Origin of the sequence: Streptomyces sp. B3I8, from assembly GCF_030816915.1 — a bacterium.
Classification (GTDB): Bacteria; Actinomycetota; Actinomycetes; order Streptomycetales; family Streptomycetaceae; genus Streptomyces.
The window spans coordinates 3,280,157-3,303,031 of record NZ_JAUSYN010000002.1; the positions used below are offsets into that span (position 1 = coordinate 3,280,157).

The window sequence follows — 22,875 nt, forward strand, 5'->3', positions numbered from 1 at the left end:
CAAGGGGCGCGGGACTGTATCGATCTGCGGCTCCGCCGCGCGGGCGCGACCAGCCACACCCCACCCGCACCCGCCAACGCCCCATGAACCCCCTCCCCGGAAGGCGCCCTACGGGGCGGGGGCCGAAGCCCCCGCCCCGCCCGCAGGGGTTCACCCCCCGTTAACCCTCACCCATCGCCCCCTTCACCTGTTCTGCCTAATTTCGGCTTCACCCGGTGCGAAGCGCCCAGGCAACACCGCTCCCGCACCGACGATCACAAGCCGGCCCCACCTGGCCCGGACCATGACGTCGCACGCCGCCCCCACCGGCGGTCTCTGGAAGGAACTCCCGAAAGTGAAGCTTCAGCGCAAGAATCGGCTGCGCGCCCTCTCCCTCGGTGTTGTCGCCGTCTCCGGCGCCCTGGCCCTGACGGCGTGCGGCTCCGACGACACGGGCTCCACCGGCAACGGCGACGCTTCGTCCGCCGCCAACGCGAGCAGCATCAAGTGCGACGACGCCAAGGGCCAGCTCCAGGCGTCCGGCTCGTCCGCGCAGAAGAACGCGGTCGACGCCTGGGTGAAGCAGTACATCCAGGCCTGCAAGGGCGTGCAGATCAACTACAACCCGAGCGGCTCGGGCGCAGGCGTCACCGCCTTCCTCGGCGGCCAGACCGCGTTCGCCGGCTCGGACTCCGCGCTGAAGCCGGAGGAGGTCGCCTCCTCCAAGAAGGTGTGCTCCGGCGGCCAGGCCGTGGACCTCCCGATGGTCGGCGGCCCGATCGCGGTCGGCTACAACGTCCCCGGTGTGGACAACCTGGTCCTGGACGCCCCGACGCTCGCCAAGATCTTCGACAGCAAGATCACCAAGTGGGACGACGCGGCGATCAAGAAGCTGAACCCCGACGCGAAGCTTCCGTCCACGAAGATCCAGGCCTTCCACCGCTCGGACGAGTCCGGCACCACGGACAACTTCACCAAGTACCTGATCGCCGCCGCGCCGGACGACTGGAAGTACGAGGGCGGCAAGGCCTGGCAGGCCAAGGGCGGCCAGTCCGCGCAGGGCTCCTCCGGTCTGGCCCAGCAGGTGAAGCAGACCGAGGGCGCGATCTCCTACTTCGAGCTCTCCTACGCCGGTGACGGCATCAACGCCGTCAAGCTGAAGACGGACGCCCCCGACCCGGTCGAGGCCACCGTCGACAACGCCACCAAGGCCATCGGCGCCGCGAAGATCACCGGCACCGGCAAGGACCTGGCGCTGCAGATGAACTACAAGCCCACCGAGGCCGGCGCCTACCCGCTCACCCTGGTGACGTACGAGATCGTCTGCGACAAGGGCAACAAGTCGGACACGCTCGCCACGACCAAGTCCTTCCTGACCTACATCGCGTCCGAGGACGGTCAGAAGCAGCTGGCCGACGCCAAGTACGCGCCGATCCCCGACGAGATCATCACCAAGGTCCGCGACACCATCTCGAGCCTGAGCTGAGCCGACCTGAGCGTGCGGTCCGCCCCGGCCCCCGGGTCGTCGGGGGCGGACCGTGCCGTCCGGTGCACCGCCGCCCGGAACCGCCGCCCGTGACGGTTCCGCAGACCGGAGATCCTCATGGACACCACCACCCAGAACACCGAGCAGCCCGAACAGCCGGGCGACGCCGAGCAGCCCCCACCGACCACACCCGCCCCGGCACCCGCGACCGCCGAGGAGAAGCGCGCGAGCCGCGGCGCCACCCGCCCCGGTGACCGCGTCTTCCTCGGCCTGTCCCGCGGTTCCGGCATCTTCCTGCTGGTGATCATGGCCGCGATCGCGGCCTTCCTCGCCTACCGCGCGTCCATAGCCATCAGCAAGGACCACGGCAACTTCCTCACCACCCTCGAGTGGAACACCAACGTCGACCCGCCGGTCTTCGGCATCGCGGTCCTGGCCTTCGGCACGGTGGTCTCGTCGATCATCGCGATGGCCCTCGCGGTCCCGGTCGCGGTCGGCATCGCGCTGTTCATCACCCATTACTCCCCGCGCAAGCTGGGCGGCACCCTCGCCTACGTCATCGACCTGCTGGCCGCGGTGCCGTCCATCGTCTACGGCCTGTGGGGCGCCCTCGTCCTGGTGCCGCACCTGGAGGGCCTGTTCGGCTGGCTGGACAAGTACTTCGGTTGGACCGGGATCTTCGAGTGGCAGCAGGGCGCCCCGCGCTCGCTGCTGACGGTCGGCATCCTGCTGGCCATCATGATCCTCCCGGTGATCACCAACGTCAGCCGTGAGGTCTTCCGCCAGGTCCCGCGGATGCACGAGGAGGCGGCCCTGGCGCTCGGCGCCACCCGCTGGGAGGTCATCCGCATGTCGGTGCTGCCCTTCGGCCGCTCCGGCGTGATCTCCGCCTCGATGCTCGGCCTCGGCCGCGCGCTCGGCGAGACGATGGCCGTCGCCACGGTCCTCTCCCCGACCTTCAAGATCAACGCCAGCCTTCTCGACCCGGGCGGCGGCACCTTCGCGCAGAACATCGCGAGCAAGTTCGGCGAGGCCACCGACACCGGCCGGGACGCCCTGATCGCCTCCGGCCTGGTCCTCTTCGTCATCACCCTGCTGGTCAACGGCGCGGCCCGCATGATCATCGCCCGCCGCAAGGAGTACTCGGGGGCCAACGCATGAGCACCGCACCTGTCACCGCCGCCGCGCCCCGCACGCTGCGCGGCGCCCGGCTCCCGAAGTGGTCCCCGTGGGCCATCGCCGCCGGCGCGGTCGTCGTCGCCGTCGTCCTCGGCCTCGTCGCGGACATGGACAATCCGGCGCAGCTCGGCCTGATCGCGGCCATTCTGTTCGTCCTCGGCACCTACGGCATCGCCACCCGCGTGGAGGGCCGCCGCCAGGCCAAGGACCGGGTCGCCACCAGCCTCGTCTGGGTCTGCTTCCTGCTCGCCGTGTTCCCGCTGGCCTCGCTGCTGTGGGAGACCGTCCGGCAGGGCGTGAAGGATCTCGACTTCTACTTCCTGTCCCACTCCATGGGCGTGGTCGCCGACACCGAGGCCGGCGGCGGCATCTACCACGCCATCCTCGGCACCCTGGAGCAGGTCGGCCTCGCCACCGTCGTCGCCGTGCCGGTGGGCGTGCTCACCGCCGTCTACCTGGTGGAGTACGGGCGCGGCAAGCTCGCCCAGGCCGTCACCTTCTTCGTCGACGTCATGACCGGCATCCCGTCGATCGTCGCCGGCCTGTTCGTCCTCAGCTTCTGGATCCTCATCCTCGACATGGGCTACTCCGGCTTCGCCGGCTCGCTCGCCCTGGCCATCCTCATGATGCCGATCGTGGTCCGCTCCACGGAGGAGATGCTCAAGCTCGTCCCGAACGAGCTGCGCGAGGCCTCCCTCGCGCTGGGCGTGCCGAAGTGGCGCACCATCCTCAAGGTGGTCCTGCCGACGTCGATCGGCGGCATCACCACCGGCATCATGCTCGCGGTCGCCCGCATCACCGGCGAGACCGCCCCGGTGCTGCTGCTGGTGTGGGGCACGAACTTCATCAACACCAACCCGTTCAAGGACCCGCAGGCGTCGCTGCCGCTGTACATCTACCAGCAGTACGCCAACAGCGCGGGCTACGGCGCGGCCTACGACCGTGCCTGGGCGGCGGCCCTCACCCTCATCGCGATCGTGATGATCCTCAACCTGGTGGCCCGCGGCATCGCCCGCTGGAAGTCCCCCCGCTGACTCCCCGCCCACACGAGACCGGAAGCGAAGTACCAGTCATGGCCAAACGAATCGATGTGAGCGGGCTCACCGCCTTCTACGGCTCCCACAAGGCGATCGAGGACATCTCGATGACCGTCGAACCGCGTTCGGTGACGGCGTTCATCGGCCCCTCGGGCTGCGGCAAGTCCACGTTCCTGCGGACCCTGAACCGGATGCACGAGGTCACCCCCGGCGGCCGGGTCGAGGGCAAGGTGCTGCTCGACGACGAGGACCTGTACGGCGCCGGGATCGACCCGGTGGCGGTACGGCGCGACGTCGGCATGGTGTTCCAGCGCCCGAACCCCTTCCCCACCATGTCGATCTTCGACAACGTGGCGGCGGGCCTGCGGCTCAACGGCAAGTACAAGAAGTCCGAGCTCGGCGACGTCGTCGAGAAGTCCCTGAAGGGCGCCAACCTCTGGAACGAGGTCAAGGACCGTCTGAACCGGCCGGGCTCCGGCCTCTCCGGCGGCCAGCAGCAGCGTCTGTGCATCGCGCGCGCGATCGCGGTCGAACCGGACGTGCTGCTGATGGACGAGCCCTGCTCCGCCCTCGACCCCATCTCCACCCTCGCGATCGAGGACCTGATCAGCGAGCTGAAGGAACGCTTCACGATCGTCATCGTGACGCACAACATGCAGCAGGCGGCCCGCGTCTCGGACCGTACGGCGTTCTTCAACCTCGCGGCGGTCGGCCAGCCCGGCCGGCTCATCGAGATCGACGACACGGAGCGGATCTTCTCCAACCCGTCGGTCCAGGCGACGGAGGACTACATCTCCGGCCGCTTCGGCTGATCCCCCGAACCCTCGCGGTGCTGCATGGCGGTGCCACCGCGAGCCAGGGCCCGCCCCCCACCGGGGGACGGGCCCTTTCAGCCTTGGGGGGCACCCCGAAAGGGGCGCGAGGGAAAGGGGGCGCGGGGAACCGCGCAAAAAAAGGGGCGCGGGGAACTGCGCGACCAGCCACGTCCCACCCGCACCCACCCACAACCCATCCCGCCCTCCCCCCAGGGTCCAAGGGGCGCAGCCCCTTGAAGGGACGGGAAGGGCAAGGGCGGCGGGGGCGAAAAACCACCCCCCACCCAGCGGAGCGCTACAGCACCACCACGTCAACCACCCAATAACTCACCGCGGCGACAACCCCCGCCGCCGGCATCGTGATGAACCACCCCAGCACGATGTTCTTCGCGACCCCCCACCGCACCGCGTTCACCCGCCGCGTGGCCCCCACACCCATGATCGCCGAAGTGATCACATGCGTCGTGGAGATCGGCGCCTTGAACAGGAACGCCGTCGTGAACATGATCGACGCCCCCGTCGTCTCCGCCGCGAACCCCTGCGGCGGATCCAGCTCGATGATCTTCCGCCCCAGCGTCCGCATGATGCGCCAGCCACCCGCGTACGTGCCGAGCGACAGCATCACCGCGCACACGAGTTTGACCCACACCGGGATCGCGTCGCCGTAGTCCTCGACGTCCGCGATGACCAGCGCCATCATCACGATGCCCATGGTCTTCTGCGCGTCCTGCAGACCGTGCCCGAGCGCCATGCCCGCCGCCGAGACCGTCTGGGCGATCCGGAAACCGCGCTTGGCCTTGTGCGGGTTGGCCCGCCGGAAGATCCACATGATCGCGGTCATCACCAGGTATCCGACGATCAGACCGACCACCGGCGACAGGAACATCGGAATGACGATCTTGTCGAGCACCCCGTTCCAGTAAACCTTGATCCCACCGGCCAGCGCCGCGCCGACCATGCCGCCGAACAGCGCGTGCGAGGACGATGAGGGCAGGCCGTAGTACCAGGTCACGAGGTTCCAGAAGATCGCGCCGACGAGCGCGGCGAAGAGGATACCCATCCCCTTGGAGCCCTCGGGCGTGTTGATCAGTCCCTCACTGACCGTCTTGGCGACCCCGGATCCGAGGAACGCGCCGGCGAGGTTCATCACGGCGGCCATCGCCAGCGCGGCACGCGGGGTCAGCGCCCGTGTCGACACGGAGGTGGCGATCGCGTTGGCCGAGTCGTGGAAACCATTGGTGTACGTGAAGAAGAGCGCGACCGCGACGGTCACGATCAGAGCGAAGGTGTCCATGGACGCGCCTCAGGACTCCTTGACCGCGATGGTCTCCACGGTGTTCGCCACGTGCTCGAAGGCGTCGGCCGCCTCTTCCAGGACGTCCACGATCTGCTTCAGCTTGAGCACCTCGATGGCCTCGTACTTGCCGTTGAAGAGCATGGCGAGCAGCTTGCGGTGGATTTGGTCGGCCTGGTTCTCCAGGCGGTTGACCTCGATCCAGTACTCGGTGAGGTTGTCCATGGTCCGCAGGTTCGGCATGGCCTCGGCGGTCAGTTCGGCCGCCCGCGCCAGCACCTCGATCTGCTGTTCGACGCCCTTGGGCAGTTCCTCCACGTTGTAGAGAACGACCAGGTCGACGGCCTCCTCCATGAAGTCCATGATGTCGTCCAGCGACGACGCGAGGTTGTAGATGTCCTCACGGTCGAAGGGCGTGATGAACGAGGAGTTCAGCTGGTGGAAGATCGCGTGCGTCGCGTCGTCACCGGCGTGTTCCGCGGCCCGCATACGCTCTGCGATCTCGGCCCGGGCGGAGGTGTCCGCCCCGAGCAGTTCCATGAGGAGCTTGGAGCCCGTGACGATGTTGTCCGCGGACGCGGCGAACATGTCGTAGAAGCTCGTCTCCCTGGGGGTCAGACGAAAGCGCACGTGGGGTCCTCGGGATGCTTCGGTTTCGGTCAGGCTGATGCTAGGCGCATCATCCGGCCACGGCTAACGGGCCGCCCCCAGTGTCGCCCATCGAACAAGGTGTTCGGCACCGGGGCGGGTCCTCGAGTACGGCCGGGCGTACCGGCAGGGCATCCCCTACCCCGCGAAGTCCACTACCATATACGGGTGGGGGGTATGCCCGCATCGCACCCGAAACGCCCGACACCCGGCATCCGATGCCCGGCACCCCCGACTCGACCGTCCCCGACCGCCCCCATCGCTCGCCGTTCCGCGCTTCCCAGGAGGACGCCATGACGACCCCGCCCCCCGAGGCCGGCCCGGCCGCACCCTCCACGACGATGCCGGACACGACGCCTTCGGGCGCGACGATTCCGGACACCACGGCACCGGCCGCGGTCGCGGCCCCGCTCACGGACCACGACCGCGGCATCCACGGCTACCACAAGCAGAGGGAAGAGCACCTCAAGCGGCTGCGCCGCATCGAGGGCCAGGTCAGAGGCCTGCAACGGATGGTCGACGAGGACGTCTACTGCATCGACATACTCACCCAGGTGTCCGCCTCGACGAAGGCCCTGCAGTCCTTCGCGCTCCAGCTCCTGGAGGAGCACCTGCGCCACTGCGTCGCGGACGCGGCCCGCAAGGGCGGTGACGAAATCGACACGAGGGTGGAAGAAGCCACGAAGGCGATCGCACGCCTCCTGCGCACATAGCGCACATAGCGCACATGACACGCATGTCGCACACGGCGCACACGGCGCACACCGTCGACGGAGCGGAGACGGAGACGGAGACCCGCTCCCGTCAGTCCGTGCTCTCCTCGCCCACCCGCAGCACCTGATCGATGCTCTCCAGGGGCAACCGCTCCCCGCTCGCCGCGGACGCCGCGATGATCAGCTCACCGCACAGCTCGATCTCGGCAAGAGCCACGTGGTCCTGAACCGCCATCCCACCGACCGGAGCCACGCGCATCACCTCTTCCTGCCGTCACCGACCTCCAAGAGTAGGGAGCGGCACACGTCCCGCGCATGGCACGGAAGGGCTAGTTCTCGCGCTCACCCCCGTGGCGCCAGTCACTTTTCGGCAATTTTCCCGTCGTAGATGTCGGCCCCCGGGGGCAGCCGGACATCGACGTCCACTCCGAAGTCGTACAGCAGGGCCGTCGACGCGACGGCCACCGGGTCCTTGGACTGCCCGCCCACGAAGCTGAACCGGTGCCGGATCTTGCGGACGCGTCCCTCGTCGTCGAGGTACACGTCGAACGGCACCTCGGCGGTGGCGAACCCCTTGGCCGCCGCCGTGAACGGCCCCCGGTCCACCCCGGAGGCGTCGCGCGCCGCGAGCGCGAGGTCGGCGGTTCCCCGGTAGTGCCGCACCGGGGTGCCGGCGACCTCGGTCCGCCCGACGTACGTCGCCGTGCGCGCCCCGCGCAGCACCTCGGCCGCGGCGTAGGGATCGGTGACGCCACCGGTGACGAGGTTGCCGTCGGACAGGGTGCCGATGTCGACCCGTACCCATTTGTCGGCGGGCACCCCGGCCCCGCGGTTCTTCATGAACAGGGCCCCGGGTGCGAGGAGTTCGGTGATGGGCCGGTGCTCGCGTGCGCCCGCGGGGTCCTCCGGGAGCAGCACCTTCAGCCGCCCGAGCCGCTCGCGGTAGTCGTAGACGCCGGCGCCCCGGATGGTGACGCGGGTGCCGCCGGTGGCCATCTCCATGGAGGTCTGCGCCCTGGAGGTGCCGGCCCGCGCGAGCCGGTCGGCGGCCCTGTGCAGCACGGAGACCGTGTCACCGCCGGAGCCCGCCTCCGCCGCCCCGGCGCGCTTGCCCGAGCAGCCGCCCGCGCAGGCCACCACGGCAGCTGCCAGGACGACCGCCGTGCTCGTCCGCCAGTGCCGCCGCGCCACCATCGCCGTTACCCCCAGCCGGGTCGGTCCCGTCCCTCCAGTCGCCCGGTTAACGAGAGCCGCGGATACCCGTCACGCGCCGGAGGAATCCGGTCTCCCTGTGGGTAGCGTGTTGACGTGCCGGAAGAGATTCACGAACCGCCCTCGCCCTCGCTCCACCGCACGACGACGGTCGAGCAGGGCCGCTTCTGCGCGGCCCACTGCACCTGCGGCTGGCGCGGCCCCGCGCGCAGGGCGAGAAGCCTGGCGAGAACGGACGCGGAGAACCACAGCGCCGGGTGAGCGGCGACGGAGACGACGGACCGGCGGACCGGCGGACGCGACGGGAACAGCGGGAGCGACGCGAGCAGCTGGGGCGACGGCGACGGCGAAGCGCCTCCTACGCGGCCAGGTCCCGTTCCCCCGCGACCTCGGCCGACGCGTCGGAGACGATGCCCGCCCGCCGCCGGTCCCGTACCAGCCATCCCAGCCGGGGCGACTTCTCCACCGCTCGCACCACCGGCGTCAGCAGGGCCATCGCCACCGGCGACAGCAGCAGCGCCACCGCCGTGCCGAGCGCGAATCCGCCCACGACGTCGGTCGGGTAGTGCACCCCCATGTAGACCCGGCAGAACCCTTCCAGCAGCGCCAGCCCGATCCCGATGAGCCCGAAGCGCCGGTTGGCGACGAACAGCCCGACCGCGACGGCCATGGTGAGCGTCGCGTGGTCGCTCACGAAGGAGAAGTCGTCCTTGCCGTCGACGAGCACCTCGAGGCCGTCGTGGTCGACGAACGGCCGGGGCCGCTCCACGAATCCCCGGATCGGCACGTTCACCAGCACCGCGATCCCCGCCGCGAGCGGCGCCCACACGAGTGCGGCCACGGAGGACGCGGCGTTCTCACCGCCCCGTCGGCGCACGCCCCACCAGCACCAGAGCACCAGCAGCACCATGGCGAACAGCAGCCCGTACTCCCCGATGAACTCCATCACCCGGTCGAACCCGTGCGGGGCGTCCTTGGCCAGGCCGTTGATGTCGTACAGCAGTTCGACGTCGGGGTTCGTCCCGGAGGATTCGGCGAGTCCAGCCATCGTGCAGCGGCCCCTTCGTCGTCATTGCCAGTCTCATCGGTGCGGTTCCGCCGTGCGTGCGCCTGCGCACACGTACACGCGTCGCCGCGGTTCCACCCCCGTGGTCGTAGAACCGGCCGGGCCGTCTCCGTGACTCCGCTCGTGGGCGGCGGGATTCGCACGGGATGGTTGCCGCTGTCTACGTCAACAGGAACGCACACCGTCCTTCGGAACGTTCCACGTTCCACTGAATGATCACGCAGACGTTATCGAAGAGAAATGCGTCGCCGCAGCTCAGGCAATGCGTAAGGGGGACGCTATCAAGCCAGATGGCCCCCGTGCGTCCCCCGTCCGGGTAGCGGCCGTATGCCCTCCGAGATGCTGTTTCACACCGAGCTGGGGAGCGCTTTCGCGCCATCTTCGGTGACCCTGGTGGCGCCGAAGTAGTCAGGGGTGTCCATCGGGTCAAACCGGATGACCGCCCCGGTTTTCGGCGCGTCGATCATGTATCCGCCGCCGACGTAGATGCCGACGTGGTGGATGGCCCGGGAGTTGGTCGGATCGTTGGAGAAGAACACGAGGTCACCGGGACGGAGTTCGCTCCGCTTGGGGTGCGGCCCGGCGTTGTACTGGTCGTTGGCGACGCGCGGCAGGGTGATGCCGACCTTGGCGTACGCGGCCTTGGTCAGCCCCGAGCAGTCGAACCGCCCACCTTCCGCGGCCGTTCCGTTCCCGCCCCACAGATACGGCGTCCCGAGCTTGGACTGCGCGTAGTTGATGGCCGCCGCGGCCTGCTCGCTGGGCTCCACCGTCGTCACGGGCGCGGCGAAGCTCTCGGCGAGCGTGGTGATCGTCTTGACGTAGTTCCGCGTCTCGGAGTACGGCGGCACGCCGTTGTAGCGGAGCACGGCGTCGGGGCCCGCGTTGTACGCGGCGAGCATGTTCTGGGTGGGGTCGCCGGAGGCGCTCTTGACGTACTCGGCGAGCTTGCAGTCGTAGGCGGCGGCGGAGGGGATCGCGTCGGCGGGGTCCCAGACGTCGCGCCGGCCGTCCCCGTTGCCGTCGACACCGTGGGTGGCCCAGGTGCTGGGGATGAACTGGGCTATCCCCTCGGCCGCCGCCGCGCTCCGCGCCTTCGGGTTGAACCCGCTCTCCTGGTAGAGCTGAGAGGCGAGCAGCGCCGGGTTGAGGGCGGCGCAGGTGTTGCCGTACTTCTGTACGAGGTCCTGGTACGCACCCGGTACGGCACCCTTCGCGAGCGCCACGGCACCGCCACCGACGCCGTTGGCCATGTTCCCGGCGACCATGTAGACCCCGACGACGAGCGCCATCACGAAGCCGAGGCCACCGCCTGCGGCAACGGTGACCCAGATCCATGTCCTACGCACCGTCAACCGCCCCTCGCCGGTCGGGAGTCCACCGCCCGTCAGTTTAGAGGCGGGAAGGCGCCGAGGGAATGATCACAATTGCGCCATGGCGGTGCGGTACAGCCGCCACGCGTCCTCCCCAACGACGACGCTGTACGACACGTCCGCGGTGGCACCGCCCTCCTCATGGCCACCGATGACGCCGACGACCTCCCCGGCCCGGTCCACCCAGGGGCTGCCGCTGGTACCGCCGGTGAAGCCGGGGCAGTCGACGCGCTGCTGGGTGAGGCCGAGAGCGACGGGCCGGGCGGTACAGGCGATCGGGGTCTCGCGGGCATCGGGATACCCGACGACGGTGACGACGCCGACGCCGATGCCGATGCCTATGCCGTCGCTGCCGCCGCCCCTCCCGTCGTGCGGTGGCCCGGTGGGAAAGGCGCCGGCCCCGACCACGTCCTCCACACCCCGGCCGCCGCCGTCCTCGCCGTCCTCGGCGTCCTGGGTGTCCAGCACGGCGAAGGCGAGGTCGTGGTCCTCGTCCGCGCCCTCGGCCCACGCGTCGTCGTAGAGGACGTTCCGCACCTTCCACACCCCGTAGGGCGCCGCACCGTCCCGGTACCCCGGCGCGAACCACAGCGGCCCGCCGCCGTCCACGCAGTGCGCGGCGGTGACGATCAGGTCGTGGCGGGGGCTGTGCACGACGGAGGCGGTACAGAAATGCCGGCCGCCACCGCCACCGCCACCGCTGTCGCCGTCGTCGTCGCCGTCGCCGTCGAGGAGGACGCCGACGCGTGCGGTGCGCGGCGACGGCGGGGCGGTGCGGGTCACCCCGAGGGGCGGGCGCCCGGTCCCCTCGTCGGCGGAGGCCACGCTGACGCACGTGCCGGTGAGCAGCACCGCACAGCCGAGCAGCAGGTGCCGCGACCAGGAGCGGCGAGGGCGGCGGCCGTGGTGACGAGGGCCGCCACCCGGCGCGCGTCGGGGGCGCTTCATGTCAGCCGGGGAGTACCCCCGGGCCCGTCGGTCACACGCGGCACTCGGCCCACAGCAGCTTGCCGCCGTGCGAGGAGCCGAGCTCGCGGAGGGTGTAGCCGCCGTAGTCGTCGGCGCACGCCCGTACGAGGTGGAGGCCGCGCCCCGACTCCGCGCACGGGTCCGCCGCTCCCGGCGGCACGCCCGCGCCCCGTCCGCCGAAGCCGGGCGGCAGGGCGGAACTCCGGTCCCACACCCCGACCCGCAACCGCCCGCGCATGCCGTCGAACCGGATGCGCAGGGCGTACTCCCCCTTCGTGTGCGTCTGCGCGTTGGCGAGCAACTCGGCGGCCAGCAGCTCGGCGGTCGGGGTGTGCGGCTCCAGCCCGTAACTGCCCAGCACCCGCCGCAGCGTGCTGCGCCCGATCCCGGGCGCCCTTGGATCATGCGGAAGATGGAGGGTGTAGGCCCAGGACGGCGCTACGGTTGCCATGCAGGACTCCGATCACTGAGGGGAGTGGGAGGGGTGCGGAGGGTTCCCCGCGCACGGCATGACGGTAGCGGCAACCTCTAAGTTATTAGACCTAAAAGCCCAAAGGGCTTTAGCTTTCATGCATGTGAGTGACACGTGGGAGCCGGAGGGGACGAACGTTGACCATGAGAAGCACACCCACCGTGCGTCAACTGCGGTTGGGCGCCGAACTGCGCAAGCTCCGGGAGCGCGCCGGCCTCACCTCCACGCAGGCCGCCCAGCTCCTGGGCATCAAGCAGAACCAGGTCAGCAACATGGAGGCCGCGCGGCACGGGGTGAGCCCCGACCGCCTGCGCACCATCGCCTGCCACTACGACTGCTCGGACAAGGCCCTCGTCGAGGCTCTCGCCACGATGACCCCCGACCGCAGGCGCGGCTGGTGGGAGGAGTACCGCGAGATCCTCCCCACCGGGATGCTGAACCTGGCGGAACTGGAGCACTACGCCACGCGCCTGCGCACCGCCGTCACGGTGCACGTCCCCGGCCTCTTCCAGACGACGGAGTACGCCCGGGAGATCTTCCGTCAGGCGGTGCCGGAGCTGCCGCCGCCGGACGTGGAGCACCGGGTCTCGTTCCGGGTCAAGCGTCAGGGCATCCTCTTCCGCGACGACCCGACCCCGCACCAGGTGATCATCCACGAGGCCGCCCTGCGCATGCGGTTCGGCGGCGCCGACATCAGCCGGGCGCAGCTCAAGCACCTGCTGGACATGAACGAGCGCGACCACATCCGCATCCAGGTCATCCCCTTCGACGCGAACACCTTCCCCGGCTCGGGCCAGTCGATCTACTACGCCGAGGGACCCGTGCCACAACTCGACACCGTCAACCTCGACCAGTCGCACGGCCCGGTCTTCCTCGACGCCGAGGCACAGCTGAACAAGTACCGCGTACTGCTCGACCGGATGGAGGCCGCGGCCCTCACGCGGGAGCAGTCGTCGACGTTCATCCACACCATCCTCAAGACCCTGTGAAGGAGCCCGGAATGCCGATACCGACCTGGCAGAAGTCCTCGTACTGCCCGGAGGGCAACTCCTGCGTGCACGTTGCCGCCGTGGACCCCGCCGGGGTCGTCCTCGTGACCGAGAGCGGGGACCCCGCGGGAACCGTCGTCGCCGCACCCGGCGCCGCCTTCGGCGCCCTCCTGCGGACCCTGAAGTCGAGGGAGAAAACGGATGTCTGACGTACCCTCCGGCCTGGTCTGGGAGCGGGCCGCGCCGCCGGACGACCCCGGGCCCGGGCCCTGGATCGAGATCGCGTACGGCGAGGGATACGCGGAGGGCGACCCCGAGGCCCCCGTCTACCTCCGCGAGACCAGCGCCCCGGACACCGTCGTCACGACGAACCGCCGCAAGTGGGAGGCGTTCGTACTCGGCGTCCAGGCGGGCGAGTTCGACCACTTCGTGGAGGGAGTGGAGGGCGTGGAGGGGCCATAGGGGCCGCACGTCCGGACGACGGTGACGTCAGGACCGTGGGCGAGACGACCGACGGCCCTGACGTCACGAACCGAACCCCGAGTCCGGCTCTACTGGGGCTTGAAGGAACGGATCTGGTAGCTGCCCTGGAGGTTGCCGCCCGCCTGGGACGGGGTGGAGCCGACGCGGCCGTGGTAGTTCGTGCGCGTGTAGTACTGCACGCGGTGCCCGGTGTTGTTCCTCACCGAACGCACGTTGCTCCCACGCTGGATGAAGGAACAGTCGTCGGCGGTGTTGGCCTTCCTGGCCTGCGACCACTGACAGCGGGTGCCCCCGCCGTTCCAGTCGCTGTAGATGCAGAAGTATCCGGGGGTGCAGCGGTAGGCGGCCCGGCTGCCGGAGGCGCCTGGGGCCGCGGACGCGGTGGGTACGGCGCCGAGGGCGGCGACCAGGGCCACCGCGGCCACGGCGAACGAGCGGATACGGGTGCGACGCATGGCACAGCTCCTGTTCCTCGTCGCCGGCGGGAGCGGTCACGCCGCTCCGGACCGGCTGAGCAGAACCGTTCGAGAGCAGGCAGAGGCACGGCGCGCCGAGGGCACGGGTGGTCGGCCTGCGGGACGCCGTCAGTATGGTTCGCATCCATACGTCCGCTTGGCGCGTTCTCCTGCCGATTCACCCGATTGCCGGAGCGCCAGAGCGTGTGCGGTGTGGTAGGCCCGCTACCCGGTGCGCCGTTGTGCGCGCGGCGGAAGTCAGCGCTCGTGGGAGGGCCGCGGCGGGCCCGGCCGCCGCGTCGCGTCCTCGGTGAAGCGGGCCGCGTCGGCCGCCGTGATCTCGACGTGGTCGACCTCGTTGTGGCCGAGACCGACCAGCCGCAGGTACTCCGTGGGCTCCCGGCGGAGGTCGCGCGTGAACGCTCGCCGAACGTCGCGTCGTCGTCGGTGCGCCGCCGGACGAGGCCACGCGGACGTTCGCGTGGCCGTCCTTCTTCGACCTCGGCGTAAGAGGTGGCGGCGCCCTCGCCGTCGGGCGCGTCCAGGGTGGAGGGCGTGCGGGTGAGGAGGGGCGGCGAGGCCGGGGCGAGCCTCCACCCGCACCTCGTCCCGTTCGCTCTCGTCCTCGGGCGCGCGCTCGACGCCGGGCGCAACGCGCTCCGCGAGGTCGGAGAAGGGCCACCCCTCCCGCTCCCCGAGCACCTGAGCCCACTCGGCGGCACGCCGCAGATACTCCCGCATCAGCAACGCCCGGGAGTTGGCGTGCACGTACGCGGCGGCATCGTCACCCCAGTCGATTCCGCGCAGCCGCGCCAGAACGGTTCGGCTCGGCTCCAGCTCTTCCGGACGACCCGTTTACTGCGGGATCTTCGCGGGGCCGATCACCCGGTCTGCACCCCGGGCGTCTTCGGGTCGAGGTCGGGCGCCGACAGGGCCTTGTGCTGCGCCTCGGCCGCCATCTCCTCGTCACCGTTGAGATAGGCCGTCGTCGCGTCGACCGCGCCCTGCAGGGACTTGCCCGCCCGGGCCGCGATGAACTTGAGGTCCGTCGTCGCGTGCTCCGCGTACTGCGACAGGGCCAGCGCGACCAGGCCGCCCTGGGCCTTCTCGCCGCCCTGCCCCCCGCCCTCGGCGGAGATCGTGCCGGCGTTGGTCGCCGCGGACGTCAGATGTGTCCCGTACGACTTCGCGTGCTTCTCGATGTTCGACGCCGTCTCGCCGGTCGTCTTCAACACGCTCGAAATGCCCTGCGGCTTCAGATCCCAGCCCGACACGTGCGCACCCCCGTGCTCGTCAGTCCGTCCATGTCCCGTTCCGGCGCCGGGGCCCCTTGCCGTCGTACCGGCCCCGGCGCCGCCGCTCCTGCCTGTCTCTCACACACCGTCGGTGACCGGCCACCGGCCACCGGCCCGGTGTCAGCCGATGTTGTCGACCGCCGACTTGGCCCGCGAGAGCGTCGACTGCGCGGTGCCGTCGTTCTTCTCCAGCGTCGTCTTCACCAGCGTGATGATGTTCTTGACCTCCTGCGAGGCCCGGTTCCACCGCTGCTCCTTGCCGTGGTACTCGTCCGCCACGCCGTCCGCGGTGAAGTCCGACATCGCCGCCTTGACCTGCCGGTCGCGCGCCGCGATGACCTCTTCCAGCCGGCCCACGACCGCCTGGATGTTGATCTGCGTGTCACCCGACGCACCCGTGTCGTACGAGCGACGATCCATTCCCTGCGCCATCACACACCACTCCCCGTGAGAAGAAATTCAGCCCTGCCCGCGCAGCGACCCGTGGCGGGCCCCGAACGCCCCTAGCGGGCGCCGAACCGCGCCCCGTCGAAATTGGCCGCCGACATCTGCTGCTTCGCGTTGTCGCCCTGCTCCTGGTCTCCGGATCCGAAGGCCGACTCCATGCCCGACTGCCCGCCGAGGATCGCCGACAGCGAGGCGTTCAGGTCGGTCGTGATCGAATCGGCCCGCGCCTTGAACCGGTCGAAGGCCACCCGGCCCCCACCGTTGAACTTGCCCTCCAGCGGCTGCGCGGCCTGCACGAGCTGACGGATCAGCGTGCCCAGGTCGTCACCCGACCCGCGCGAGTCCCGCATCAGCGTCTGCAGGGTCTGGGCACCCATGTCGAACTTCATGCGATCGATCCCCCTGACTGTTCCGACTCTCTGCGTCCTGCGTTCGTGCGTTCTTACGTCTGCCTTACGCCTGACTCCCGTACCACTGTTCCCCAGGCAGCTCAACTCGCGCAACCGAGCTACGTAACAGGCTTGCCACAGCAAACACAACAGTCCGCGACACGGGCAACGAAGGAGGCCCGGCCACCCTCCCGTCGGCCACCCGTGCCCCCCGCGCCCCCGCCTCCCCACCCGACCGTCCTCCAACGGCGTTAACCTTCATTCGGACGGGTGATGCACCGCCCCGGCGAACTGCCGAGCCGTCAACCGACGGCACGTCAGTCCCCGGCGGGACGGCGCGCGGGGGTCGCACCGTCGCGCGGCGGCCTCATCCGGGCCGTCGAGGAGGGGCTCGGGTCGCGGCGGCGCACACCGTCGACGTGACGGGGCCTCAGGGGCGTAAAGGGGCTAACGACCGGACCACGGCACAGGTTCCGCCATCATGTCATTGCCCGGCGTAATCCGCCGTGATACACAGAGTGACCATACGATTCCCCGCACGCCGCCCCGAGTCCCCCAGGAGACGCCCGGCGGTCCGGAAGACAAGAGAACAGACGAAACTCGCCAATCAATGACGCCAAGTCGACATACGACAGCGGCATTGTCAGCGAGAATGAGCCTGGCCTCCGTGCGGTAAGACAGAGGTGCACAGGTTCGGAGAACTACCCGACAGGGGCGGTGACTTACATGCTTTTCGCGGCCGAAAAAGGCGACATCAACACCATCATCGGCGGAATCGCCCCAGACTGGGGTCCGTTCGGCAGTCTCGGCAACGAGGCCCGCGTGATGGTCGAGGTCGTCATGGCCGTCGCCATTCTGCTCTGCCTCGCCATCGCCATCTGGGGCGCGGCCAAGCAGCGCATCGGCGCAACGGCCCTGCGCGACACGTTCAGCGCGGAACAGGGCAAGGGCCTGATCGTCGCCGGCCTGACCGGGGTCTTCATCATCGGCTCGCTCGGCACAGTGTTCACGATCGTGTACGGCATGGCCGTCTAGCACGCCGACGGCGGCCGTCCGGCACCCCGTCGGTCCCCGCCGGGCGCACTCCCGGCCCCGTCGACCCGTCCGCCTTTCGCGCCCCACCGGTTGAGGTTCCGCTTACCTGATGTCCAGTCACCATCGAGCCGTCGCACCGCACTCCCCCGAGGGGCAGCGCGGCTACCGTCGTACCCCGGCGCGCTCCGCCGGTACACGGTCGGCGGAACCGGAGCGGGCCGGCGCGAAGTGCTCCGGCACGAGTGCGAGTACCGGCACAAGGGCATGGTCGAGGACGAGGTCGAGGTCGGAGGGGGCGTGGGCGGCATGAGTCCCGGTGACGAGCGCGGATACGGTGACGCCTCCTCACGAGGCGGCGACGGGGGATACGGCGACGGCGGCTACGGAGGCACGGGGCAGACCCGCACACGGCTTCCGGATCGCCCCGGCGACGTCTACGGGGGCGCGCGGCGCGGCCGCGGAGGTGCCTCGCGGAGCATGGTGACGGTCGTCGCCGTCGTCGTCGTGCTGATCGCCGCCATCGCCTTCGCGAACCGCGGGGGCAGCGGAGGCAAAGACGGCGGCTCGTCGTCGGACGGCGCCCGGTCGGGCGGCAAGGCCGCATCGGCCCCGACATCGGCCACGGGCAAACGCCCGGTCGGCACGAGAACCTCCGGCATCCCCACCGGCTACGCCCACGACCAACAGGGCGCGCAGAGCGCGGCGACGAACTACGCCGTGGCGATGGGCGGCACCGGCATGTTCAACAAGGACACCCGGCACGTCATCGTCGACACGGTCTACACGAAGGCGGCCGCGGGCAAGCTCCAGGGCGTCATGGACGACGCGTACTCCCCGAGCTTCCTCGACCGGCTGGGCCTGAAGCCCGACGGCAGCCCACCCTCGGGCAGCACCTTCGTCTCCCGCACCGTGCCCGTGGGCAGCAAGGTCAAGGACTACACGAACGACACCGCCAGCATCTCCGTCTGGTACATGGGCCTCCTCGGCATGGCCGGTGCAGGCTCCACCGACCCCGTGACCTCTTCGTGGTCGACGTGGACCTTCGATCTGCGGTGGACCGACGGGGACTGGAAGATCGTCTCGGACTCGCAGAAGGACGGCCCCACCCCGGTCCCGGGTGACGACAAGGCCGCCGCCTCCGACGAGATCAGCAAGGCCGTCGAGGAGTACGGAGGCTTCACTTATGCCCGGTAAGCACCGCGTACTCAGCCTGGCGGCGGTCGTCACCGCGGTCCAGACCGGCGCCGTCCTGCTGGCCACGCGCGCCTTCGCCGACCCCGGCCCCTCCACCTCCCCGTCGCCCACGGAATCGTCGAGCAAACAGGACTGCGGCGCCATCGTCGGACAGGCCGGCGACTACTGCCAGCGCGGGAACGAGAAGAGCGGCTCCGGCTCCTCCAACTCCCCCGGCGTCAGCGACACCCTCGACCCCCTCTCCTCCCTCGCCCGCGGCTGTGCCGACGCCGCCTCCTGGACCGTCGACAAGCTGTCCGAGGCCGTCAAGGACACCGCCACCGTCGACTTCACCAACACCAAGTTCCTGCAGCAGTACGCCGTCGTCTTCGCCGCCTCCACGATCCTCACCCTTGTGCTGTGGCTGCTCGCCGTCGCCAAGCGCGCCGTCCGCGGCGTGCCGCTCGGCACGGCGATCGGCGAGGCCATCGGGTTCCTGTGGCTGACGGTGCTGGCCTCCGCCTTCACCCCGCTGATCCTCTACACCGTCGTCTCCGCCACCGACGGCGTCACCGACGTCCTCGCCAAGACCACCGGCGACCAGACGGACACCTTCTTCGGCACGTTCTCCGGCGCCCTCGACAAGCAGGAGAACATCGGCGGCGGCCCGATCATGCTGATCGTGGTGTCCCTGGTGTCGATCCTGGCCGCCGGCGTGCTCTGGCTGGAGCTGGTCATCCGCGCCGCCCTGCTCTACGTCGGCGCCCTGCTCGGCACGGTCGTCTACGCCGGCCTCGTCGACAAGAACCTGTGGAGCCACGTACGCCGCTGGGCGGGCATCATGATCGCGGTGATCCTGGTGAAGCCCGTCATCGTCATCGTCCTGGGGCTCGCGGGCGCGCTCTCCTCCGACGACGGCCCGAACTCCTTCTCCGCGGTCGTCTCCGGGCTCGCCATCATCCTGCTGGCCATCTTCGCCAGCGCCATGATCTACCGCTTCGTGCCCGGCTTCGGCGACGAGATCGCCGCCGGCCGCAACAACCGCATGATGCAGGGCGCCGAGAACAAGGCCGCGGCCGTCATCAGCTCGCCGGCCACCTTCGTCGCCCAGGGCATCAAGGCCCACAGCACCCGCGCCGACAACGGCGGGGGCGGCGGCTCCGCGTCCGGCGGCGCCCGCCCCTCCAACCCCGCCTCCGGCGGCGTCGCCGCCCACAGCTCTCGTACGGGGAACGCAGGCGGGGGAGCAGTCCCCTCCCCCGCGCCCGCGCCACGCACGAGCCCCGTCAATACGCCACACGCCAGCAACACCCGCAACAGCGGCACCAAGAGCACGGGAGGTGAAGGGCGTTGACGACCGAGTCCCACCTGTCGCACACGATCGCGCCCCGCCGGACGTACCTGATCGGCCGGGCCCGGCCGAACGCGATCATCGGACGCAACCGCGAGACGGGCGAGATCGCCCTGATCGTCGCCGGCGCGTTCCTCGGCATGATGTGCGGGCTCCTCGTCCCCACGCTCTCCCTGCGCATCGTGCTCCTGATGGGCTTCCCGATGCTCGCGCTCGCCGCCGTCTACGTGCCCTACCGGCGCCGCACGTTCTACAAGTGGTTCGAGATCAACCGCAGCTTCAAGCGCACGGTCAAGCGGAACCCCACCTACCGCAGCGTCGCCATGGAGGCCGGCACCCGGCTCGACGGCCGCGAGGTCGAGATCGGTCCGCCGCCCGGCATCGGCCGCATCTCCTGGCTCGCCGCCCCCTTCGGCCCCGACGAGATCGCCGTCCTCCTGCACGCCGACCGGCGCACGGTCACCGCCGCCATCGAGATCGAGGGCCCCGGCGTCGGCCTGCGCGACAGCGAGGACCAGGAAGCCCTCGTCGACCGCTTCGGCACGCTCCTCAAGCACGTGGCCAACGGCGACGGCTTCGTCAGCCGCCTGCAGATGCTCGCCCGCACCCTGCCCGCCGACCCCGACGCCCACGCCAAGGACGTCTCCGTCCGCGGCGACGAGCGCTCCCCGGGCTGGCTGCAGCGCTCGTACGACGAACTGCAGTCCATGGTGTCCACCAGCAGCGAGCAGCACCGCGCCTACCTCGTCGCCTGCATGCACTTCAACCGCGAACTGGCCGCCGAGGCCAACGCGATGGCGCGCGCCGCCCGCACCCAGCACGGCCGGAAGGTGGACCGCGACGCCGGGCTCGCCGTCGTCATGGCCCGCGAGCTCACCGACATCTGCTCGCGCCTCCAGGAGGCCGACATCCGGGTCCGCCAGCCGCTCGGCCAGGGCCGGCTCGCCTCCCTGATCCACTCCATGTACGACCCGGACCACCCCATCGACCACATCCAGGCGATGACCAGGCGCAACGCCTGGCCGGCCGAACTGGACGCCATGGAGCCCACGTTCCTCCAGGCCAAGACCCGCGAGTCCACCACCCGCGAGCCCTGGTGCCACGCCACCGCCTGGGTCAAGGAGTGGCCGATGACCCCGGTCGGCGTGAACTTCCTGGCGCCGCTGCTCGTCCACACCCCGGACGTGATCCGCACCGTCGCCGTCACGATGGACCTCGAACCCACCGAGATCGCCATCGAGCGCATGCTGACCGAGAAGACGAACGACGCCGCCGAGGCCAGCCGCGCCGCCAAGATGAACCGCACCGTCGACCCACGCGACATGGCCGCCGACAACCGCCTCGACCAGCGCGGCGAGGACCTCGCCAGCGGCGCGGCCGGCGTCAACCTGGTCGGCTGGATCACCGTCTCCTCACGCAACCCCGAGGCGCTGGCCCGCGACAAGCGGACCATCCGCGCCTCGGCCGGAAAGTCGTACCTGAAGCTGGAGTGGTGCGACCGCGAGCACCATCGCGCCTTCGTGAACACTCTTCCGTTCGCCACCGGCATCCGAAGGTAGGGCTGCCCCATGCGGGACCCGCTGTCCATCCTCACCGAAGCCTTCACGTCCTTCCTCTTCGGCAAGGTCGAGACCACCCGGCTCCCGGTCCGCACCTCCACGGGCCAGGCCCAGGCCGTCTACCTGCCGACCGCCGCCCCCGGCCTCGGCGACTCCGGTGTGATCATCGGCCGTGAGGTGTACTCCGGGAAGGGGTACATCTACGACCCCTTCCAGCTCTACGGCCAGCAGCTCCCCGCGCCCCACTGGCTGGTCCTCGGGGAGTCCGGCAACGGCAAGTCGGCACTGGAGAAGACGTACGTGCTGCGCCAGCTCCGCTTTCGCGACCGCCAGGTCGTCGTCCTGGACGCCCAGGGCGAGGACGGCGTCGGCGAGTGGAACCTCATCGCCGAGGAGCTCGGCATAACGCCGATCCGCCTCGACCCCACGGCGGCCCTGAACCACGGCATCCGGCTCAACCCGCTGGACCCGTCCATCACCACCACCGGCCAGCTCGCCCTGCTGCGCACCATCATCGAGGTCGCCATGGGCCACGGACTCGACGAGCGCTCCGGCTTCGCCCTGAAGGTCGCCCACGCGTACGTCAACGAGACGGTCGTCGAGCGCCAGCCGGTCCTCACCGACATCGTGGAGCAACTCCGCCACCCGGAGCCCGAGTCGGCGGAGGCGATGAACGTCGCCCTGGACGACGTACGGGCCTGGGGCCTGGACGTCGCGCTGGTCCTGGACCGACTGGTCGACGGCGACCTGCGCGGCATGTTCGACGGCCCCACCACGGTCGGCATCGACCTCGACGCCCCGCTGATCGTCTTCGACCTCTCCCACATCGACCGCAACTCCATCGCCATGCCCATCCTCATGGCGATCGTCGGCGTCTGGCTGGAACACACCTGGATCCGCCCCGACCGGAAGAAGCGCATCTTCCTGGTCGAGGAGGCCTGGCACATCATCAACAGCCCGTTCGTCGCCCAGCTCTTCCAGCGCCTGCTCAAGTTCGGCCGCCGGCTGGGCCTGTCCTTCGTGGCGGTCGTCCACCACCTCTCCGACGTCGTCGACGGCGCGGCGGCCAAGGAGGCCGCCGCCATCCTGAAGATGGCCTCGACCCGTACCGTCTACGCCCAGAAGGCCGACGAGGCACGGGCGACCGGACGCGTGCTCGGCCTGCCCCGCTGGGCGGTGGAGATCATCCCCACGCTGACACCCGGCATCGCGGTCTGGGACGTCAACGGCAACGTCCAGGTCGTCAAGCACCTGATCACCGAGACCGAACGCCCGCTCGTCTTCACCGACCGCGCGATGACCGAGTCCTCCTTCGACCGCCCGGAGGACGACGCCCTGCGCGCCGCCGAACTGGAGGCGGAGGAGCGGGCCGCGGCCTTCATGGAGCACCATCTGGGCGAACTGAGCGGCCTGGACGGGTCCTCGGAGTCGACCGTGGCGTAAAAGAGGGTGAGCA

Annotated in this window: 27 protein-coding genes; 14 read left to right on the forward strand and 13 right to left on the reverse strand. The window is 70.1% G+C overall.

Annotated elements, in window-relative coordinates:
- Positions 1-334 precede the first annotated feature (334 nt).
- The 4 genes from pstS (at position 335) to pstB (ending at position 4,493) form a co-directional block, all read left to right on the forward strand.
- The gene (gene pstS / locus QFZ64_RS16625; protein WP_307066527.1) at positions 335-1,465 is read left to right on the forward strand and encodes a phosphate ABC transporter substrate-binding protein PstS; all 1,131 of its coding nucleotides are present in this window, start codon (positions 335-337) and stop codon (positions 1,463-1,465) included.
- A 117-nt stretch (positions 1,466-1,582) separates the two neighbouring features.
- The gene (pstC, locus tag QFZ64_RS16630) at positions 1,583-2,626 is read left to right on the forward strand and encodes a phosphate ABC transporter permease subunit PstC (protein WP_307066528.1); all 1,044 of its coding nucleotides are present in this window, start codon (positions 1,583-1,585) and stop codon (positions 2,624-2,626) included.
- Positions 2,623-3,678 (forward strand): phosphate ABC transporter permease PstA, encoded by a 1,056-nt coding sequence (gene pstA, locus QFZ64_RS16635; protein WP_307066531.1) that lies wholly within the window; start codon positions 2,623-2,625, stop codon positions 3,676-3,678. The genes pstC and pstA overlap by 4 nt, the downstream gene beginning before the upstream one ends.
- 38 nt (positions 3,679-3,716) lie before the next feature.
- The gene (gene pstB / locus QFZ64_RS16640) at positions 3,717-4,493 is read left to right on the forward strand and encodes a phosphate ABC transporter ATP-binding protein PstB (protein WP_307066533.1); all 777 of its coding nucleotides are present in this window, start codon (positions 3,717-3,719) and stop codon (positions 4,491-4,493) included.
- 298 nt (positions 4,494-4,791) lie between these two features.
- Here the strand turns inward: pstB and QFZ64_RS16645 are convergent, their stop codons facing one another.
- Both QFZ64_RS16645 and QFZ64_RS16650 read right to left on the reverse strand, forming a co-directional pair.
- Positions 4,792-5,790, reverse strand: a complete 999-nt coding sequence (locus QFZ64_RS16645; protein ID WP_307066534.1) for an inorganic phosphate transporter — start codon at positions 5,788-5,790, stop codon at positions 4,792-4,794.
- Positions 5,791-5,799: 9 nt separating this feature from the next.
- Positions 5,800-6,420, reverse strand: a complete 621-nt coding sequence (locus QFZ64_RS16650; protein ID WP_006139155.1) for a DUF47 domain-containing protein — start codon at positions 6,418-6,420, stop codon at positions 5,800-5,802.
- A gap of 359 nt (positions 6,421-6,779) precedes the next feature.
- Here QFZ64_RS16650 and QFZ64_RS16655 point away from each other — a divergent pair, with 359 nt between their 5' ends.
- Positions 6,780-7,151 carry a metal-sensitive transcriptional regulator gene (locus QFZ64_RS16655; protein WP_373430750.1) on the forward strand — a complete coding sequence of 124 codons (372 nt, stop codon included), beginning with the start codon at positions 6,780-6,782 and terminating at the stop codon, positions 7,149-7,151.
- 91 nt (positions 7,152-7,242) lie between these two features.
- Here the strand turns inward: QFZ64_RS16655 and QFZ64_RS16660 are convergent, their stop codons facing one another.
- Positions 7,243-7,386 carry a hypothetical protein gene (locus tag QFZ64_RS16660; RefSeq protein WP_307071980.1) on the reverse strand — a complete coding sequence of 48 codons (144 nt, stop codon included), beginning with the start codon at positions 7,384-7,386 and terminating at the stop codon, positions 7,243-7,245.
- Positions 7,387-7,511: 125 nt separating this feature from the next.
- The gene (locus QFZ64_RS16665) at positions 7,512-8,345 is read right to left on the reverse strand and encodes a hypothetical protein (protein WP_307066539.1); all 834 of its coding nucleotides are present in this window, start codon (positions 8,343-8,345) and stop codon (positions 7,512-7,514) included.
- Positions 8,346-8,459: 114 nt separating this feature from the next.
- Between QFZ64_RS16665 and QFZ64_RS16670 the strand changes: the two genes are divergently transcribed.
- Positions 8,460-8,624 carry a hypothetical protein gene (locus QFZ64_RS16670; protein WP_307066541.1) on the forward strand — a complete coding sequence of 55 codons (165 nt, stop codon included), beginning with the start codon at positions 8,460-8,462 and terminating at the stop codon, positions 8,622-8,624.
- A gap of 97 nt (positions 8,625-8,721) precedes the next feature.
- Here the strand turns inward: QFZ64_RS16670 and QFZ64_RS16675 are convergent, their stop codons facing one another.
- The 4 genes from QFZ64_RS16675 to QFZ64_RS16690 form a co-directional block, all read right to left on the reverse strand.
- On the reverse strand, positions 8,722-9,411 hold the full coding sequence (locus QFZ64_RS16675; RefSeq protein WP_307066543.1) for a phosphatase PAP2 family protein: 690 nt from the start codon (positions 9,409-9,411) through the stop codon (positions 8,722-8,724).
- Between the two features lie 365 nt (positions 9,412-9,776).
- Entirely contained in the window at positions 9,777-10,721 is a 945-nt protein-coding gene (locus QFZ64_RS16680; RefSeq protein ID WP_307071732.1) for a bifunctional lytic transglycosylase/C40 family peptidase, read from the reverse strand.
- Between the two features lie 129 nt (positions 10,722-10,850).
- Positions 10,851-11,750, reverse strand: a complete 900-nt coding sequence (locus QFZ64_RS16685; RefSeq protein WP_307066545.1) for a serine protease — start codon at positions 11,748-11,750, stop codon at positions 10,851-10,853.
- A 31-nt stretch (positions 11,751-11,781) separates the two neighbouring features.
- Entirely contained in the window at positions 11,782-12,222 is a 441-nt protein-coding gene (locus QFZ64_RS16690) for an ATP-binding protein (protein ID WP_307066547.1), read from the reverse strand.
- 164 nt (positions 12,223-12,386) lie between these two features.
- On the opposite strand from QFZ64_RS16690, the gene QFZ64_RS16695 reads away from it, so the two are divergent.
- Genes QFZ64_RS16695 through QFZ64_RS16705 form a run of 3 tightly spaced genes read left to right on the forward strand, consistent with a single transcriptional unit; the run spans position 12,387 to position 13,694 of the window.
- A complete protein-coding gene (locus QFZ64_RS16695; protein ID WP_307066549.1) occupies positions 12,387-13,232 on the forward strand; it encodes a helix-turn-helix transcriptional regulator in 846 nt (281 codons plus the stop codon).
- Between the two features lie 11 nt (positions 13,233-13,243).
- Positions 13,244-13,441, forward strand: coding sequence for a DUF397 domain-containing protein (locus QFZ64_RS16700; protein WP_307066551.1), 198 nt, complete (start codon positions 13,244-13,246; stop codon positions 13,439-13,441).
- Positions 13,434-13,694: a DUF397 domain-containing protein gene (locus QFZ64_RS16705; RefSeq protein WP_307066553.1), complete on the forward strand. Its 261-nt coding sequence runs from the start codon at positions 13,434-13,436 to the stop codon at positions 13,692-13,694. The genes QFZ64_RS16700 and QFZ64_RS16705 overlap by 8 nt, the downstream gene beginning before the upstream one ends.
- 89 nt (positions 13,695-13,783) lie before the next feature.
- On the opposite strand, the gene QFZ64_RS16710 is transcribed toward QFZ64_RS16705, so the two are convergent.
- The 5 genes from QFZ64_RS16710 to QFZ64_RS16730 all read right to left on the reverse strand — a co-directional run bounded on the left by QFZ64_RS16710 (position 13,784) and on the right by QFZ64_RS16730 (position 16,301).
- Positions 13,784-14,170 carry a peptidase inhibitor family I36 protein gene (locus tag QFZ64_RS16710; RefSeq protein WP_307066555.1) on the reverse strand — a complete coding sequence of 129 codons (387 nt, stop codon included), beginning with the start codon at positions 14,168-14,170 and terminating at the stop codon, positions 13,784-13,786.
- 258 nt (positions 14,171-14,428) lie between these two features.
- The gene (locus QFZ64_RS16715) at positions 14,429-14,938 is read right to left on the reverse strand and encodes a hypothetical protein (RefSeq protein ID WP_307066557.1); all 510 of its coding nucleotides are present in this window, start codon (positions 14,936-14,938) and stop codon (positions 14,429-14,431) included.
- A gap of 113 nt (positions 14,939-15,051) precedes the next feature.
- Positions 15,052-15,444, reverse strand: coding sequence for a DUF6507 family protein (locus tag QFZ64_RS16720; protein ID WP_307066560.1), 393 nt, complete (start codon positions 15,442-15,444; stop codon positions 15,052-15,054).
- 141 nt (positions 15,445-15,585) lie between these two features.
- Complete coding sequence (locus QFZ64_RS16725) at positions 15,586-15,897, reverse strand: pore-forming ESAT-6 family protein (protein WP_307066562.1); 312 nt, start codon at positions 15,895-15,897, stop codon at positions 15,586-15,588.
- Positions 15,898-15,968: 71 nt separating this feature from the next.
- Positions 15,969-16,301 (reverse strand): hypothetical protein, encoded by a 333-nt coding sequence (locus tag QFZ64_RS16730; RefSeq protein ID WP_307066564.1) that lies wholly within the window; start codon positions 16,299-16,301, stop codon positions 15,969-15,971.
- A gap of 726 nt (positions 16,302-17,027) precedes the next feature.
- Here QFZ64_RS16730 and QFZ64_RS16735 point away from each other — a divergent pair.
- From QFZ64_RS16735 to QFZ64_RS16755, 5 genes are all read left to right on the forward strand, one after another.
- The gene (locus QFZ64_RS16735) at positions 17,028-17,336 is read left to right on the forward strand and encodes a hypothetical protein (protein ID WP_006138299.1); all 309 of its coding nucleotides are present in this window, start codon (positions 17,028-17,030) and stop codon (positions 17,334-17,336) included.
- A gap of 306 nt (positions 17,337-17,642) precedes the next feature.
- On the forward strand, positions 17,643-18,530 hold the full coding sequence (locus QFZ64_RS16740; protein WP_307071733.1) for a hypothetical protein: 888 nt from the start codon (positions 17,643-17,645) through the stop codon (positions 18,528-18,530).
- Positions 18,520-19,863 carry a hypothetical protein gene (locus tag QFZ64_RS16745; protein ID WP_307066566.1) on the forward strand — a complete coding sequence of 448 codons (1,344 nt, stop codon included), beginning with the start codon at positions 18,520-18,522 and terminating at the stop codon, positions 19,861-19,863. Before QFZ64_RS16740 ends, QFZ64_RS16745 begins: the two co-directional genes overlap by 11 nt.
- Positions 19,860-21,419, forward strand: a complete 1,560-nt coding sequence (locus QFZ64_RS16750) for an SCO6880 family protein (protein ID WP_307066568.1) — start codon at positions 19,860-19,862, stop codon at positions 21,417-21,419. The genes QFZ64_RS16745 and QFZ64_RS16750 overlap by 4 nt, the downstream gene beginning before the upstream one ends.
- A 9-nt stretch (positions 21,420-21,428) precedes the next feature.
- On the forward strand, positions 21,429-22,862 hold the full coding sequence (locus QFZ64_RS16755) for an ATP-binding protein (RefSeq protein ID WP_307066570.1): 1,434 nt from the start codon (positions 21,429-21,431) through the stop codon (positions 22,860-22,862).
- Positions 22,863-22,875 lie beyond the last annotated feature (13 nt).